The sequence below is a fragment of the Enterococcus sp. LJL128 genome (assembly GCF_056924295.1).
The window spans coordinates 76,656-93,393 of sequence record NZ_JBXPBP010000013.1 but is presented as its reverse complement, the minus strand read 5'-3'; the positions used below and the strand labels follow the sequence as shown (position 1 = coordinate 93,393).

Here is a 16,738-nt window from a genome sequence, read left to right as displayed (position 1 = left end):
AGAAAATAAATATCTATAAATTCACTACATGGTATTAAATGCAGCAGATATGACTGCACCGCCGTTAACGCCATTTGACAAGCGAAGAATGCCTCCGTGTTTTTTAGTCAGCGTCTTACAGATAGTCAGCCCCATCCCAAAATGTTCCTGCTTATCTTTTGAATAGTAGGGGGTTGCAGCGTGCTGGATATCTTCTTTTGAAAACCCTGCTCCATCATCCTGTACAAACAGGTATAAAAAGTCTGCATCAAACTGTATTGTTAGACTTACTATATTTTTTGCAAACCGGTCGGCGTTTGTCAGCAGATTCTCAACAACCTGCATAATCAAGGGAAGATCACAATTAATTTTTTTAGGGAATTGGCTGGAAACTATTAAGCGAAATTCTTTTGTTACTATAGCATTACCAGTTTCCTGAATCGTTTGAATCATTGTTTGTGTATGCTGCTGCCGCTTATTCAAATCTATTTCATCCAGCTTTTGAATCTCCTGCATGGTAAAGGTAAAGTCATTAAGACGCTGGACATTACGCCCAATCTTATCCAAAGAGTCATTCAATGCTTGCTCCGTCAATGTTCCAAGCGGATGGAATTTACGAATCAGCTCCACATTGCTCTGAATAACTGCCAAAGGTGTTCGAACATCATGAGCGAATATTGAATTAAGCTGGCGCTGCTCCTCGTGTGTTCGTATAATCTGCTGCTGGTCCTGAATCAGCTGTACTCTCATCTGATCCAGGCCTGAACAAATCCTTTCAAACTCATCGCCGCTTTTATAGTAGCAGGCGATCGACAAATCTTTACGGCTGATTCCCTCAATCGTTTCATTCATAATAATTAACGGCTGTAGAATTTTGTCCTTGTAAAACTTTCTGCTAATCCAGACAATCGCCAATACAGCATACAGAATAACTGAAAAATGACGAATCAGCTGCAAAATAGTGACTGGCACTACCAGCTGCTGAGGAATCCCGGCATTATGAGAATAAAAAATCATGTCAATATAGCTGTCCATAGAATCTGCTTCATCCAGCAGCAGTTTTTCCCACCCCACACAAATACTAACTGTAACCATATAGGCAAAAACAGCCAGAATAATTCCTGTGAAAATATAAAGGCTCAAGCTGGCTGTCAGTTTTTTATTTGTCAGACGGATTCTCTGAAGCTGCTCATCTAACCAATCCATTTATAGCCCAGCCCCCAAACCGTTTCTATTATTTCTTCCGGATACACCTTTCCTATTTTTGCCCGAATCCGCCGAATATGCTCTGTTATAATGCCGCTGTCGCCTTCTTTATCAAAGCCCCATAAATGTTCATAAATTTGTTCTTTGCTGAATACCTTGCCTTTTCGAAGAGACAGGTACGCAGCGATTTCAAATTCTGTTCTAGTTAAAGGAATTATTTGATTCCGGCAGCGAATCTCTTTTCGCTGATACAGAACAGCTAATTGTCCAAAATAAGCAACCGATTCCTCTCTGCCTCCTCGTGCTTCCCGCCGCAAATGAGCTTGTATTCTTAGTCCTAGCTCCTCCATACTAAACGGCTTCAGCAGATAATCATCCCCTCCGGCAACCAATCCTTCCATCCGACTGGTTTGGTCTACTCTGGCTGAAAGGAAGATAATCGGAACATGGATAACCTCCCGGACAGCTCTGCAAAAATCCAACCCATCCATTTCCGGCATATTGACATCAAGGAGAATTAAATCTGGTTTCTTATTAAGAAGCTGCAGTCCTTCTGCACCATTGCCAGCTGTGTAAATCAGATAACCAGACAACTCAAAATAACGCTTCAAGGTTTCTACTAAATCTATTTCATCATCGATGATTAGAAGCTTTTGCTTCATACGCCCACCTCTTTTTCTTATTGCTGCACATATCACCTATTATACTGGTCTTTTCCCTATACTTTCACTATAAACATGAAAGAAAAGTAAAATTACTGATAGCTAACTTTAGGTATTTCTTTGTCAGCCGCTTTAGCAAATGCTTACAATCCCTTAATGGATATGATAGACTGAAATTATTCAACAAAGAAGAGCGAAACGGTGGATACGCTATGACTGGCAGTTCACAGTATCCATTTCATATAAGAATAAATTTATGATAAATGAGGTGTACAATCCTTGAAACGACAAGAGTTACAAGCTATTTATCCAAACGCCAGCTGGCACACACATCCCGCTGACAATCAAAAATATCTTTCTTTTCCAGATAAAGACGGTTTTCTTTGGATTGAAAAAGAAAAACTAACTGAAAATGAACAAGCCCTATTGAAGCTTTTAACAGCTGAAGCATCTATTGATTTAAATACAGAAAGTCTCTGGTATCAGTTTCTCTTTCAAAAAAAAGATTACAGCAAAACCGGACGTTTTCGGATTATTCAAATTCAAATCCAGTCTCCTGAGGAATTTCAGGCTGATATCTGGAAGGAACATATTGAAGGAATTTTTTCTAACACTGAAGACTTTTTCTTTTTAACGCCTAATCAGGCCATATTAGTAGAAAAACAAACAAAATACGCGCTTTCAAAAGAAGAACTTGAAGGAATTTTTCTTACCTTAGATGATGACTTCAGCACGCTCAGCCGTTTATTTATTGGACAATTTCACGAGAGCTCAAAAGAATTTCCAAAGCTTTTTGAAGAAGAGCAGGAGATATTTAGAGAAGAGGTTCGGCTAGTTAAACGGAAAAAGGTTTTTGGAATTTCAGATGTTGCCCTTCACTATTTTACAAAAGAGGCATTGGCCAAAAGTGCTCTGACTCAATCGATGAAGGAAGAATGGCATATTGACGAAGAGATGAAGGAGATTATTCAGGCTCTCTGGACAAATCAGGGGAATCTCAGTTCAACAGCCAAAGAATTGTTTATGCACCGTAACACCCTTCAATATCGTCTGGAGAAATTCCAGGAACAAACTGGGATGAATTTAAAAAATACGGATGAGTTAATTCTCTGCTTCCTGCTGCTAAACGACTAGCGCAGATCAGAGGGTTAAGAGCAGACCTGAATGCCGTTAATTCGGTTTTAGAATAGAGAGAGACTGGACTTTAGTAGGTTCCCGTCTCTCTTTTATTTTTCGTCCATGAGGAATATTCCAGCAGTTTATATCCCTTTATTCCCTTCGTTTTTTGCGCCAAACTATTGTCCTGAAAAACGCTTTCGGCAATATGCCGAAATTTCAGATTGTTTCTTGGGCAAAATACCATTGTTGCAAGACACCGCTTTCATATATACTGAACTCATCAAAATAAGAGAAAAGAGGAACTGTAATGGTAGAAATCGCTTTAAAACACGTTCATAAAAAATATGACAATGCTGAAAAATATTCAGTAACGGACTTTAATTTAGATATCGCTGACCGCGAATTTATTGTATTTGTTGGTCCTTCCGGCTGTGGAAAATCAACAACTCTTCGTATGATTGCCGGACTGGAAGATATTACTGAAGGCGACTTGGTTATTGGCGATAAGGTAATGAATGATGTTGCACCAAAAGACCGTGACATTGCCATGGTTTTCCAGAACTATGCCTTATATCCCCATATGACTGTTTTTGATAATATGGCTTTTGGTTTGAAGCTGCGTAAATATGATAAGGAAGAAATCAGAAAGCGTGTGGAAAATGCTGCAGACATTTTAGGTTTGACAGAATATTTGAAACGTAAACCAGCTGCCTTATCTGGTGGTCAGCGTCAGCGTGTGGCATTGGGACGTGCCATCGTTCGTGATGCAAAAGTCTTCCTGATGGATGAACCACTATCAAACTTAGATGCAAAATTACGTGTTGCCATGCGTGCAGAAATCGCTAAGCTTCACCGCCGTTTAGAAACTACAACTATCTATGTGACCCATGACCAAACCGAAGCGATGACGATGGCAGATAGAATTGTCATTATGAAAGATGGCTTTGTACAGCAAATTGGTTCTCCTAAAGAGGTTTATGACACACCGAATAATGTCTTTGTCGCTGGATTTATCGGTTCTCCAGCTATGAACTTCTTCAACGTAACACTAAATAATGGTGTTATCAGTGATGGTAAAGACTTTAATTTGACACTTCCAGAAGGTCAAAATAAAATGCTGGTTCAAAAAGGCTACGAAGGAAAAGAAGTTGTCTTTGGGATTCGTCCGGAAGATATCCACAGCGAACCAATTGCTTTGGAGGCTGCTCCTGAAACTGTTGTCCGCTCAGAAATCGTTGTATCCGAGCTTCTAGGTGCAGAAACAATGCTGTATACAAAAGTTGGTAATCATGAATTTGTATCCAAAGTTGATGCGCGTGAACTGCACACCCCAGGTGAAATGATTAATCTGGCATTCAACCTTAATAAGAGCCATTTCTTTGATAAATCAACAGAAGAAGTGATTAAATTACCATAGTAAAATTAAAAAAGGGTGTGATATTTGTCAATTTGACAGTGTCACACCCTTTTATGATTGATAGATTCTACAAGAATTTGGCGTCCATCTAATAGAAAAGCCTTTATGTCATCCACCATTGAAATTTCAGCATGACAATACCCATGGAAGTATAAAACTATTCTCAGCTGCATTTCTAGACTGGTGCTAATTTATAACAGTAATTTTCTTCAGCAGCTTTTCTATTCGCTTTTTTTGTGCAGTGGTAAGCTCCGGCTTCCTTTTTTCTAAAACGTCAATAAATAGATGCTTATTATGGCTAGATATACAGAGAGCTACTCTCTCACTATGCTGTGCCACTTCTTTCGGACGACAGGTCGATAAATGAGTGAGCAGCAAAGGAAACAGCTCTTTCTCATATTCTTTGTTCACCTTACACAGCTTAGCAAAAACGGATATGCTGTTATCAACAGTAATTACACTGCCATTTTCATAGGCATACAGGACTTTATCAATTTGTTGGTGGATAGCCTCTGCCTTCTCCTCGGCTATAGTAGCAAGTGCGGTCATAGCTCCCCAAACCAAACGATTATTTTTGCTAGCCAAGCAATCTAATAACTCAGATACGTAGGCTGTAATTAACGATGGATTTTGCTCACCGACTTCATACAAAACCTTGATACAATCATTTGCAATGGCCTTTTTCTGCTTCAATCCCTGAACGATTTCAAAAATTCCCTTATCATCCTGATTCTGCACTAATAGCTTTGCTATCTCTACATTTTGAGTTTCGGTCTGTTGATTCAAATTCGATGCTAATTTTTCTATATACATAGTAACCGCCTTTCTACTATTTAATGTATTCTAAGTCAGTAAATTATTGGAAATAGATAAGATAAATAACATTAAATTAATGATTTTTCTATCTCATACGTTCAATGCAGATGCTCTAATCACATCAGGGTGCTCAGCTCTTCTATTGCACTTTGCGTTCCAAAAGGACGTACTGTGACTTATCCTCAATAAATTCACCCCAGTAGCGTTCAGTCACTTTGCCGCTTTGAATAAAAGCACCTACACTTGCGGCTCCTCGACGATAGAGCTCTTCCATGATTTCATGAGCAATCCCCAGGCCAACACCTAAATGACTATTTAACACGCCCAAATATGAGAGAATATAACGCTTCGCTTTTTTCTTTGTCCGCAGAAAGCGAAAGAGCTTGACTGGCGTCATTCTGCCATACAAGGAATTACCATAATCAGGGATACCGATAAAGAATGCCACCGGCTGTCCTTTATAATAAGCCATTTTTACCATCGATAAATCTAAAATGATTTTGTACCTCGCAAAATAGGTCTGAAAATCTTCTTGAGAAATCTCCTTGAACACTGGAAAATCAGCATACAGCTCAATCAGCAGCTGATAGACCTCGCCAATTACCTGCTCCCACTCCTGTTTTCTCGGCGAAACAATCTGATACCCCTGCTTTATCAGCCGTTGATGGACACGCAGGTAAGAGCTGGGCTGCTGATCTTTCATCATAGCAGGATAGCTATTTGAAACATACGTCTCCGTAATTTCAAATTGATTCTCCAAAAAGTAATCCAGATAATACGCATGATGGTAAGGTTCTGTGATGTAGGGGGCCCGTTCAAAGTGGCTTGTTTTTAACCGGTAGCGAACCCAAAAGGAGCAGTCGACAGGTCCGACAAGCTTTTTTAAGCCTTCTGCTGCAGCTGTTTCAGCTGCCCAATCGAATAGCAGCCGGCTGCAGCTCTTATCCTCTGTTGTTTCAAAAAAACCTAAGTATCCAGTGTGGTCATTGGGGTAGATAGTCAAGACACAACGACCGCAGACATTTCCTTGTTTGTCATAAACTAGAAGCTTCCGCAACCGGAAATAGCTGCTTAAAAGATGTGTGCCGCTTAGTAAAGCCTGTTCTTCCTCCATGTCCTGCGTCAGCTGAGCTGATGTGTAGATTTTCTTAGGCAAAGATAGAAAGTCAGTAATTTTTTCTGCTTCAGAATCAAACTCAATTAGCTGATACATTTTCTTTTCCTCCCACTAGAATCTCCCCAGTATTTCCATTCAAGGTGACTAAATCGCCAGTTTTCAGCTGACTGACTGCGTTCTTTACACCAACAACTGACGGAATCTTTAATTCTCTTGAAATAATGGCTGTATGAGAAAGAAGCGAGCCTTTTTCTGCAATAACTCCAGCTGCTTTAGCTAATAAGAAAACCCAGCCAGGATCTGTCATCTTCGTCACTAGAATTTTTCCTTCGCTGTTTGAAACCTCATGAGGGTTTTCTATAACAAGAACCTCAGCAGTTATAATCCCCTCCGAACAGGGGATTCCCCTCAAATCATCTGTTCCATCATCAATCCTTACAGAATTAATCGTCTGTGGATACTTATTAAATTCCTGTTTAGCGTATATTAATCGTGTATATGCAGGCAGCTGCTTAAACTGCTGATACTCCCGTTTCCGCTTCTCAATCCGCTCAAGAAAATTAATTTTCGGTGCTTCTTCTCTGTTTACTTCTTCAAGTTCTTCAATTGTCAGATAGAAAATATCTTCCGGCTGTTTTAAGAGACCTGTATCACTCAAGTTATGGCCCATAACTGTAAATAAGCTGCGCACCATGCCGTATAAACGGCTTCGATTTAGACGGGATATTTCCCGATTTTTTATTCCCAGCATTGCTTTGCTGCTCAGCCGTTCCAGCTTTTTTTGCTGTCGCTGACTAGTCTTCTTTTCTGCTAACAGCCGCACTGCTGTTGCTTCCGATTCTGTCAGTTTTCCCAGTAGCTTTTCTAGTATTTCAGGATTGGCTGCATAGCTCTGCAGCTCCTGAAACAGCTTGAGCGGCTTGGCTCTAAATGTGCCTGTTTCCAGCTTCAGCTCCTCCGGCGAGCGGTCGCCATATAGCTGAATGTATTCTTTAACTGCCAGAAACATTGATGTTTGAGGATTTTTCAAACCAGTTTCAGCCTGCTCAGCTGTTTGTATTGAAAATAGCTCTTCGGTTTGTCCACTGTCCACAAGCTTTTGAGCAAGATGCAGAAGCGCCAGCACCGGCTTCATACTTTCCAAATCTGTAATACCGGAAATAAACTCGTTCGTCTGCTGTTCATAATTCTCACTGTTCAGCTTTTTCAACTGACGCTTAAGCAGACCTGTATAAACAAACGCATATAAATCATTCAACAATGTAATATCCCAATCTGCAAGCACCTGATCCTTGATTTCCTGATACAGTACAAAAATTTCCTGATTCGTTAGCTTTGTATGAAATCTGTTCTGAAATAATTCTTCAATTTCAATAAAGGAGCGATTCAATGCAGCCATCCCTTTGGGGATTTTTACTGCTTCACGTACAACCTGGAAATAGGTTCTCAGCCGTTTGTGCAGCGGCATAGCCACCAATCCTTGTGACGGCGCCTCCTCCGTAATTCCCAGCATTTCCTCCCATACCGGAATAATTCTACGGGACATAGGTAAGAAGCTAAGCAGCGTATACCAATTATTGAGCCTGTAATAGACACGGCCATTTACATTTGCCAACATTTCTTCAAAGATATTTTCATAGGCAGCCACAAAACGCCGGTCTGGAACACAGCGCAAAGCCAATCCGCGAAACACACCGAAATAAGCCTGTTTAATAAAAGAAAAGGTTAACGGCAATGTGATTCCCGGATAACTCTCGACAATATTGCTGTTGTCTAATACTATTGGGAAGTCTTTTCCCAGTGTTGTAATCGGACGAAGCTGCAGCAGATAAAATTGTTGATTAGAGCAAGTAAATTCTATATCCAGCTCCTGCCCCATTGTTTTTTTGAGTTCCTGCCCAAGCATAATTAATTCTTGAACAGCTGCTTCCTCCAGAAGGGGACCTTCTGCCTGCTGTTCATAATAATACAGCTGATCTGTCGTTTGATAGTAATAGCTAGTTGTATCCACACGATCTTCGACCACTAGATTTCCGGTCCCTTTTCCTACAACGAGTACTGATTCATTCAGCAACCCCTGCGGATTTGCCGTAAATAAAATACCAGAATATTCTCCCGGCACCATCACCTGAATGATGACATTTACTGAAAAAATCATTGCTTCCAGCTGATAGGCTCTCTCCCTCATATAGCTGAGTACATTTGGCTGAAACTGAGAAACAATACATTGAACGACTGACTCCGGAATCTCCTGTTCAGCAAGTGAAAGGAAGGAAGCAAACTGACCGGCAAAGGAATCCTCTGTTCCATCTTCTATCATGCCCGATGAACGAACTGCAAATAGAGACTCGCCTGGAAAGCGTTTAGAAATCAATTTCGGTAGGTCATCTAGAATAGCAGTTTCTGACAGCGCTTCTCGAACAATATCCTGAAGCTTTCTACTCGTCTCATGTAGTGAAGCTGCCGATTCATAATCAATAGAGCTAGTCAGTCTGCGAATTTTTTCAAATGTTTTTTCCGTGATGCTCTTTTGAAACAGTTCAGCTGAAAGACAACATAAATCGGGTACTCTGTAGCCCATCTTCTGGAGCTGAAAAAGACGTGCAGCTTTTCCGCCAACCTGATGCTCCTGATAGTTTTGATAATCAATTAACATACTCATAAGCGGCCCAGTAGAAGATATCCGATTACTACAAGTATCATCATCGTTTCCAGAATATACGTATAACGCTCTACCTTATCCACAATTTTAAATTGCGTCGGATCAGCAGAGAATTTCCGGCATTGAAGAGTAAACCATAATAAGTTGCCCAGAATCAACAAAACAGCAAAACGGTTTAAGCGATAGGTCAGCAGAATATTCGTTACCACATCTACTGCTGTCAAAATCAGTACAAAACGTGTCGCCTTTTTATAGCCAAAGATTCTTGAATACGTGACATACTCCGTCTCATCCTTTGGCGCACGAATCTTTCTGGAGATTTCCCAAATAAGTGCTGGAAAATATAAAGTAAGCAAAACTAGAAAACTCGTCCAGGAAACCAAAGGCAAGTCATATTTGTAGCAGGTAAAAGAAATAATGTATGCATTCATCACCAGCTGGACAGGATTGTGAGTGACAAGAGCCAGCAGTAAATTTGGCTGAATCTTGCTCTTTTGAAAGAACCAGAGCGACATCAGGGTGCCGTAAATAAACAAGAACGCAAAAAACGGCAGATTGTTCATCCAGATGATGTTGCTGACAACCGCAATAACAATCACTACTACAGCAACCTTGATTAAATCCTGTTTATATACCCTTCCCGACGGCAGCGCCCGATGAGGGAACAGCCGCTGATCAGTTTCATAATCCTTGAAGTCATCAGCAATTCTTAAAATCATTAGAAAAATAAAAATTGTTAGACTGCCGACAATTTCGCCCATGCCAATGGACAACTGTTCGACCTTTACACCATAGTTCAGCAGCAATAAAAAATAAATCTCGAAAAACATGATAACCCCGACAAATAATCTGGGAATCAGCGGGAACATTTCTTTATAATACGTATTTAATCTAGATAACATCTTTCCCAACTCCAATCTTTTCACCTAATTTTACGGTACATTCTACTCCTCTTTGTGTCCATTGCCATAGCTCCGAATCAACCGTTATCTGTCCTTCTTTGAACAAAAGAATAATTGTTGAGCCGCCATAGCTGAAATAACCTTTTTCTTCCCCGCGGGAAAAGTTTTTTTGCGAATGATTCGTTATGCGCCCAACCAAAAGGGCACCAACCTCTACTTGAACAACCTCGCCAAAATTCTCTGTCGCCAGTACTGTCCATACCCGACTGTTCTCAGCGTATACTTCATGAGCAGCTAAGGAGATGGGACTAACTGTGTGCAGCCGCCCTTTGACCTTTTGACTTTCCTTCGTCCGTCCTTCATCGATATAGCAGTAGCGGTGATAATCAGTTACTGTCAGACGAAAAACCAGACAACAGCCCTTGCGGTATTTTTCAGCCAGCTGGTCATTTTTCAGCAACGACTGTACCGAATACTGACTATTTTTTACTGTAAATGTCAAATCATCAGTAATAGGATACGCCATTAATCGGGCATCTGCCGGCGCACAAAGCTCTGCTGGCTGTGGGCTGAAGCCTCTAGCTTCCGGTTTGATCCGCCGTGTAAAAAAAGCATCGAAATTTGGATAGTCTTCTTCCTGAAACTCACTCATATCAATTTGGTAGCGTTCAATAAATGGCAGAATTTTCTTTTTTGAACGACGGCTTTTTACCGAAAACGCATAGAATCTTGAGAACAATGGTGTCGAGATAAACAGCTTTAGCAGAATTCGACCGGCAAGTGTCCCGTATAAAAACTTTAGCAGCCCCGCCTGATATTGTCTTTCCTCACGAAGCTGTTTATGCTGTCGGTCATAAATTTGGATTTTATCGCCAGCATTCATGATACAGCGCCTCTAAAGGTTAGAATAAAATACGAAACAAGCACCGCCAACACAGCAAAAAATATATACGCTGCTCCTCGCGGCTTTGGAATTTTCACGTCCAAGACAAATAGAACACCAACACACAAGAACGCCAGAGAACACAGCATATCTCGCAAATCAGGCATAAGCCAACTGCTGATTAACCAAACAAGTGGAAAAATCAGTGCACTGTACGTAACAGGCAGTCCTTGAAAGAAGCTAGGTCTTTCAGTCTCAGAGGCACTCTTTGCCATTACGTTAAAATGCGCCAGCCGGGTAATTGCTGCTAATGAATAGAAACCAAAAAGAGGAATATGCCACCAAGCATTCAGCCCTGCCATATAAAATAAAACGATAGGAAAGGCCGCAAAATTAATCATATCCCCCAACGAATCAATTTCAACACCAAAGCTTTTTTCATACTCATTTCTTTTAAAGATTGCTGCAAAGCGCCCGTCAAACAAATCACAGATTCCCGCAGCAATCAGGCAAATCAAACTATACTGAATCGCTCCCTTGATTGCCTGAACCATACCAACGATAGATAAAATAATTCCAATATAAGTAATTAACACCGTCTTATTATAACTTCCAATCAACATTGTGTGATACTCCTTTTTAATTATCAAGTATGCGAATTTCTCCTGTTCCTCCATTGATTTCCAGAAGCATACCTGTTTCTATTTTTTGCGTTGCTTCTTTGGCACATACGATACAGGGTACGCCATATTCACGAGCACAAATTGCTGCATGGCACAGGACACCGCCTGTTTCTGTCACAATTCCTTTCAGAATAGCAAATTTACTGGTCCAGCCTGTATCTGTAAACCGGGTAACCAAAATCTCGCCAATCTGCAGCTGATTCATAGATGCAGTATCTTTGATGACACGAGCCCTGCCAGTGACGATTCCCTGATTACAGCCCACTCCTGCAAGTCCATCTCTATCCAGCTGTTTCTCTTCATGAGCTTCTTTCTGATAAACGGAACCGATGTCTCCTGCTGGCTGAAACTGTCGAAAAGAAAGATAGTACGAGCGACCTATTTCCAGATAGTCCTGCAGCTCTTCTTCGCTAATCTTTCCATCAAGAAAGCGAATGATTTCTTCTGTCCTTAAATACCAAATATCCTCCGGCTGTTGAAGTATTCCTTTAACCGTCAAGCTTTCTGCCAGCTTCAGTGTGTATTGGCGAATCAATGCATAATAACGAGTAGAAAAATCCTTGAACTCTTCCCGCCACCACAACAGTGTCCGAATTTGTGTTATTTTTTTGGTCAGCCTTTTCATTTTTCCTGCAGATACTTTTTGAGTCAGTTTTTCTTTTATTGACAGATACGCTTGATATTGCTGCTGATTCGTTGTCTTTGGCGAAAAAGCTTCATCCAGCTGCAACAGGTTTTGAATCTGCTGAACGACAGGCAGCGGCTGCTCCTCATAGGAGGGATAGGCAATATTCAATTCCCGCTCTGAATGATAGCCAAAGGTCAACAAATATTCTGTTACTCGATTTTTTCCCGGAAAATCGCCATCCTTCTGCAAATCGGCAGCGATTTCTTCAGCCGATTCCTGCTGCCAGTATTCCAGAATCGCAGCATCTGCCAGTATTTCTCTGCTGATTGTCCACATGCTCTGATAAGGAAGTGTGTGGGAAATTTCTGAAAGCCCCCCAAGCAGCAGCAAGTATTCCTGATAGTTTAAATATTTCAACATCTGATCCTTGAATAGCGTCTGCTGTACAGTGTTTAAGTACACCTGCTGAAAATAAGTGACTTCGCTAAATATATAGGTTTCTTCTACTAATTTTTTCCACGTATTGAACAGCTCAGCCTCGTCTTGTATTTCCAGCTTTTCCCGAAAGTCATTGTAAGCCTTCAACAGCTGCTTCCGTTTCTTTGGGGCCTCTTTTAGACAACGGCTAACTTTTCCTTTTTGAGCAATAGCCATACGGATAATCGGCCACAGCAACCCCAGCTGTAAACCAGTCTTCTGACCCGCTCCTGAATAACTTATTTTTATCCCCAACTCATTGTCGAAATCCTTTTCAACATACCCGGGAAATTTTGCCATCGCCTGTTTGACTACACCTACATTCCAATAAGGGCGTCCATAGCTAAACCGCAGTAGATTCGAAAAATCTTCCTGCTTGAATATTTTACCTGTAACTAAAAAATCTCCCAGCGCCAAATCCCAGACAGAATGATATAGACTCCACATAAAAGGAGTGCAAACCTCAGAAGAAACACCGCCGTCCTGAAAATTGGCGGTTGTCCACTGTCCATGAATTCCTTCAAAGGAATACGAAGTAATCGGTCGAACCTGTAAAAAATGCAGCTGTCCTTCTTTAAGTGCGAATTCAATGTCGCAAGGGTAGCCAAGCCAGCGCTGAACAGCTAGAAAACGGGTGATACACGCCTCCAGCTGCATACGTTCCGTTGGTTCTTCCGGACCAGTCAGCCACTCCTTCATCTTCCAGTCATACCGATAAGCAGTTGCGGTGACAAAGCCCCCCACCAGCTGGTCTCCTCTGCCAGCAGCAATCTCCAACACCAATGTTTGATCATTTCCAGTTACCGGATCAAGGGTGAAAGCAACGCCACTGTAGTCAGCAGCGATATATTCCTGAATAATCACAGCCATCGACAGCTCAGAAGCTGCCATTTCCCGATTCAGCAGGTAGCTGAGATTTTCCACACTGAACATCGACTGGTAACACGCCTTGATGCTTGCTAAGACAGCCTCAACACCTTGGATTTCAAGAAAGCTTTCATATTGTCCTGCAAAGCTGGCTGCTTCCAAGTCCTCTTTAATCCCGCTGCTTCTTACAGCATAAGCTGTTTGCTCATCAAGAAATTGCTCTAACTCATCGATGAATGACGTGGAAAAATGAATCAATTGAAGCTGCTGCTGAATAGTCCTACTAATCTCTTCGATGTTGGCAGCAGACAACTGCTCAAGCTGCTGTCGAAGCTGTTGATCAATCCCGTTTTCTTTTATTGTTTTCTCGTATACTGACTGCTCCACAATGATACCTTTAGGAACAGAAAATCCCTGTCGGGTCAGCTGGCTCAGCATCGCCCCTTTGGCGCCAGCCTTTTTCTTGTCTACGTTTTGCTCTATCTTTTTTATCATATCGGTCGTCCTCAAAAAATATTCTTTCTTAGATGTAATTTGTAAAGAATCACATTGATTCCTATGTGTGTCAACCCGCCCAAAATGACAAACAAGCTATAAAAAGCCGCGCTCATCGGATACACAAGGGTTAACACCCAAACACAGCCTAAAAGGGAATCTATTTGGTCTAATAGAAAGAACAACAGCTGAACTTGCCCTTTTGCCGGTTTACCAGGACGAATTCCTGCTCTTCTCTTTAAAAAGCTGTTGGGCAGCTCACAGATTGCATAGGCTGCGCCAAAAGCCAGACCCATTAACAGATTATACGGTACTTGATTTGCATGATACGTATATAAAAAATTATGGGCTTCTAAATAGGGAAGCAGCTGATTAAACCAACCCCAGACAAGACCACTGACACTTCCCCAAAGCAGATAACCGCCAAAGCCTTTCCAGGTTTTATTCTCTCCGAACAACCGCTGCCCATCCTTTAGTACTTTGCCCTGATCGATTGGTACAGCAGCGTTTTTAAGAATGCTGCTTTTGCACCAGACCATATTTAAAATGCCGGCAAGAATAACCGGCATCAGGGTTATATACATTTGTAAAACAACAACCATGTTTTTCTCCTTTTTTTTGTGATGGCTCAATTTTATCATATCTTAGAGTACTCCACCAAATGTCCGGAAATCTGTGATTACTGCTGAAAACAGCTATTATTTTTTAAATTGGTCAAACTGACGAAAATCAGCGCTTCTTCTTGTGCACTCTACCATTGCCCCTAGACAACGCTTTCATATATACTAAATTCAGTTAGTAATTACGTGTTATCTTGGCTTTAATAACTTTGGGTCCCCTAGACCCTTTCGCTTCGGCGGAGGGTCTGTTTTTAAGTAAATGACGGCAGGCAGCTCATCTTTTCGGTTGAAAAGATGAGCTGCTTGTTTTTTCTTATCATCAGCAAGAGAAGAAAAAGAGTGATGAGCGCTACATGATTTGCAGTAACCAGCTTTTTCCATAGATATAAAAATCTTGAACGCATTCCTAACTCTATCCCTATACCATAACCTAGAGAAATGTCTTCATCATTTTTAGTTGGAACAAAAAAAAAGGGTTTGGGACAACGAACTGTCTCCAAACCCTAAAATCGAATAAACGGTGTTCCAGTCGTCTATGCTTCAATGTTATCAACGTAGTGATAACCTTAGATAAGCGGGTAGGAACTTAACACTTTACTAAAGCACTCAGCATTGAAGCCCTCGGAAATAAATCGAACCATTTCTAGCTGTTTCTCAAGTTAGAACACTTCTGTCACGCCTTCTCTTTGCCGCCATTTTTCATTAATCCTGGAACAGGCAGTCTTTAGCTACAGTCTACTATAGCCTTGTTTCTCTGACTATAATTCCTCTCCATTTGTTTCAATTACTTTTTTATACCAATAGTAGCTGTCTTTTTTATAACGTGTCAATGAGCCGTCCTGCGTTTCATCCTGATCCACATAAACAAACCCGTAGCGTTTTTGATAGCCATTCAGCCAGCTCAACAAATCAGTATAAGACCATGTGCAATAACCAAGAACGGTCGCTCCATCTGTGATGGCTTCCTGAATGGCACTTACGTGCTGTTTCAGATAGTCAATACGGTATTCATCATGAATAGCCTTATCTTCAGTCAGCTGGTCATATTCACCTAAACCATTCTCAGTAATCAGAATTGGCATCCGGTAACGGCTGGTTAATCGTCTCAAACCAATACGCAATCCTTGAGGATCAATTTCCCAATCCCAGTTTGTTCGTTCAACGAATGGATTTTCTACCCGCTTAAACACGCCAGGTGTGCCAGATTCTTCTGTAGAGCCTTTCTTGCCGGTAGTGTTCATTTTACCCATACCTACACCATCCAGCGGATTAAAGGCTACTGTACTCGTTTGATAATAATTGATGCCGATAAAATCTGGTTTTCCTGCTTTCAGCAGCTCAATATCCCCAGCTTCAATCTCAGGAGCTACGCCCTGTTCTGCCAAATATTTCAAAGCAGCAATTGGATATTCACCAAACACATAGACATCCAGCCAAAGATGAGCATTTAAATCCTCGGCGTCCTCTGAAGCCAGCACATTTTTAGGATCGCTGTTTATCGAATAGCTTGGACCATAAGCAAAGCTCGGTCCAATCATACCCGGCATTTTCAGCTCATGGAATTTACTGATAACTGCTGCATTTGCCAAATTTGCATAGTGGTTCGCCTGATACATCCGTTTAGGATCTTGAACTGCCGGCGGATGACTTGCCATTAGATAACCATGTGTGATAAAAATATTCTGTTCATTCAAACTAACCCAATACTTCACCTTGCCTCTGAAGGCTTCAAATAGAACAGCAGCGTAAGCAGTAAAATCCTCTACAATTTTGCGGGATTCCCAACCCATATATTCATCCTGCAGTGCTTTCGGCAAGTCCCAATGATACAACGTCAATACAGGTTCAATCTCATTTTCCAGCAGCTCATCTACTAAATCAATATAAAACTGCAGACCTGCCTGATTGACTTCTCCCCGACCTTCAGGAAAAATCCGTGTCCATGCTACTGAAAAGCGGTAGGCCTTTAGCCCCTGCTCCTTCATTAAGGCAACATCTTCTTTATAACGGTTGTAATGATCAACAGCCACATCTCCATTTGTGCCTTTAAATGTTTTCCCGGGAATTCGGACAAATTCATCCCAGACAGAAACCCCTTTACCATCGGCTTCCCATGCGCCTTCTACCTGATAGGCAGCTGAAGCTGAGCCCCATAAAAAATCTGTTGGAAATTGATCGAGTTGTTTGTGTTCCACTTACTTGTCC

At 41.3% G+C, this 16,738-nt stretch carries 13 protein-coding genes; 2 read left to right on the top strand and 11 right to left on the bottom strand.

Annotation, left to right across the window (positions count from 1 at the left end; translation table 11 throughout):
• Positions 1-24: 24 nt before the first annotated feature.
• Positions 25-1,185: a sensor histidine kinase gene (locus AC1Z3K_RS14370; protein WP_461733072.1), complete on the bottom strand. Its 1,161-nt coding sequence runs from the start codon at positions 1,183-1,185 to the stop codon at positions 25-27.
• The gene (locus tag AC1Z3K_RS14365; RefSeq protein WP_461733071.1) at positions 1,173-1,847 is read right to left on the bottom strand and encodes a response regulator transcription factor; all 675 of its coding nucleotides are present in this window, start codon (positions 1,845-1,847) and stop codon (positions 1,173-1,175) included. The genes AC1Z3K_RS14370 and AC1Z3K_RS14365 overlap by 13 nt, the downstream gene beginning before the upstream one ends.
• A gap of 279 nt (positions 1,848-2,126) precedes the next feature.
• Here AC1Z3K_RS14365 and AC1Z3K_RS14360 point away from each other — a divergent pair, with 279 nt between their 5' ends.
• Both AC1Z3K_RS14360 and AC1Z3K_RS14355 read left to right on the top strand, forming a co-directional pair.
• Positions 2,127-2,981 (top strand): helix-turn-helix domain-containing protein, encoded by an 855-nt coding sequence (locus AC1Z3K_RS14360; protein ID WP_461733070.1) that lies wholly within the window; start codon positions 2,127-2,129, stop codon positions 2,979-2,981.
• A 292-nt stretch (positions 2,982-3,273) separates the two neighbouring features.
• Entirely contained in the window at positions 3,274-4,383 is a 1,110-nt protein-coding gene (locus tag AC1Z3K_RS14355; protein ID WP_426081880.1) for an ABC transporter ATP-binding protein, read from the top strand.
• A 186-nt stretch (positions 4,384-4,569) separates the two neighbouring features.
• Here AC1Z3K_RS14355 and AC1Z3K_RS14350 read toward each other — a convergent pair whose 3' ends face one another.
• The 9 genes from AC1Z3K_RS14350 to AC1Z3K_RS14310 form a co-directional block, all read right to left on the bottom strand.
• Entirely contained in the window at positions 4,570-5,196 is a 627-nt protein-coding gene (locus AC1Z3K_RS14350) for a hypothetical protein (protein WP_461733069.1), read from the bottom strand.
• A 142-nt stretch (positions 5,197-5,338) separates the two neighbouring features.
• Positions 5,339-6,412 (bottom strand): hypothetical protein, encoded by a 1,074-nt coding sequence (locus AC1Z3K_RS14345; protein ID WP_461733068.1) that lies wholly within the window; start codon positions 6,410-6,412, stop codon positions 5,339-5,341.
• A complete protein-coding gene (locus tag AC1Z3K_RS14340) occupies positions 6,396-8,978 on the bottom strand; it encodes a phosphoenolpyruvate synthase (protein ID WP_461733067.1) in 2,583 nt (860 codons plus the stop codon). Before AC1Z3K_RS14340 ends, AC1Z3K_RS14345 begins: the two co-directional genes overlap by 17 nt.
• Positions 8,975-9,880 carry a UbiA prenyltransferase family protein gene (locus AC1Z3K_RS14335; protein ID WP_461733066.1) on the bottom strand — a complete coding sequence of 302 codons (906 nt, stop codon included), beginning with the start codon at positions 9,878-9,880 and terminating at the stop codon, positions 8,975-8,977. The genes AC1Z3K_RS14340 and AC1Z3K_RS14335 overlap by 4 nt, the downstream gene beginning before the upstream one ends.
• Positions 9,870-10,763, bottom strand: a complete 894-nt coding sequence (locus AC1Z3K_RS14330) for a phosphatidylserine decarboxylase (protein WP_461733065.1) — start codon at positions 10,761-10,763, stop codon at positions 9,870-9,872. Before AC1Z3K_RS14330 ends, AC1Z3K_RS14335 begins: the two co-directional genes overlap by 11 nt.
• Positions 10,760-11,386: a CDP-alcohol phosphatidyltransferase family protein gene (locus AC1Z3K_RS14325; RefSeq protein ID WP_461733064.1), complete on the bottom strand. Its 627-nt coding sequence runs from the start codon at positions 11,384-11,386 to the stop codon at positions 10,760-10,762. The genes AC1Z3K_RS14330 and AC1Z3K_RS14325 overlap by 4 nt, the downstream gene beginning before the upstream one ends.
• Before the next feature lie 16 nt (positions 11,387-11,402).
• Positions 11,403-13,913: a PEP/pyruvate-binding domain-containing protein gene (locus tag AC1Z3K_RS14320; RefSeq protein WP_461733063.1), complete on the bottom strand. Its 2,511-nt coding sequence runs from the start codon at positions 13,911-13,913 to the stop codon at positions 11,403-11,405.
• Between the two features lie 11 nt (positions 13,914-13,924).
• Complete coding sequence (locus tag AC1Z3K_RS14315; protein ID WP_461733062.1) at positions 13,925-14,515, bottom strand: CDP-archaeol synthase; 591 nt, start codon at positions 14,513-14,515, stop codon at positions 13,925-13,927.
• Between the two features lie 776 nt (positions 14,516-15,291).
• Complete coding sequence (locus AC1Z3K_RS14310; protein ID WP_461733061.1) at positions 15,292-16,728, bottom strand: glycoside hydrolase family 1 protein; 1,437 nt, start codon at positions 16,726-16,728, stop codon at positions 15,292-15,294.
• Between the last annotated feature and the right edge of the window lie 10 nt (positions 16,729-16,738).

Bases quoted from the DNA above. Each gene is read 5' to 3' on its own strand.
- AC1Z3K_RS14365 (WP_461733071.1), bottom strand. From the start codon at position 1,847: ATGAAGCAAAAGCTTCTAATCATCGATGATGAAATAGATTTAGTAGAA.
- AC1Z3K_RS14340 (WP_461733067.1), bottom strand. From the start codon at position 8,978: ATGAGTATGTTAATTGATTATCAAAACTATCAGGAGCATCAGGTTGGC.
- AC1Z3K_RS14320 (WP_461733063.1), bottom strand. From the start codon at position 13,913: ATGATAAAAAAGATAGAGCAAAACGTAGACAAGAAAAAGGCTGGCGCC.
- AC1Z3K_RS14350 (WP_461733069.1), bottom strand. From the start codon at position 5,196: ATGTATATAGAAAAATTAGCATCGAATTTGAATCAACAGACCGAAACT.
- AC1Z3K_RS14325 (WP_461733064.1), bottom strand. From the start codon at position 11,386: ATGTTGATTGGAAGTTATAATAAGACGGTGTTAATTACTTATATTGGA.
- AC1Z3K_RS14370 (WP_461733072.1), bottom strand. From the start codon at position 1,185: ATGGATTGGTTAGATGAGCAGCTTCAGAGAATCCGTCTGACAAATAAA.
- AC1Z3K_RS14315 (WP_461733062.1), bottom strand. From the start codon at position 14,515: ATGGTTGTTGTTTTACAAATGTATATAACCCTGATGCCGGTTATTCTT.
- AC1Z3K_RS14335 (WP_461733066.1), bottom strand. From the start codon at position 9,880: ATGTTATCTAGATTAAATACGTATTATAAAGAAATGTTCCCGCTGATT.
- AC1Z3K_RS14330 (WP_461733065.1), bottom strand. From the start codon at position 10,763: ATGAATGCTGGCGATAAAATCCAAATTTATGACCGACAGCATAAACAG.
- AC1Z3K_RS14345 (WP_461733068.1), bottom strand. From the start codon at position 6,412: ATGTATCAGCTAATTGAGTTTGATTCTGAAGCAGAAAAAATTACTGAC.
- AC1Z3K_RS14355 (WP_426081880.1), top strand. From the start codon at position 3,274: ATGGTAGAAATCGCTTTAAAACACGTTCATAAAAAATATGACAATGCT.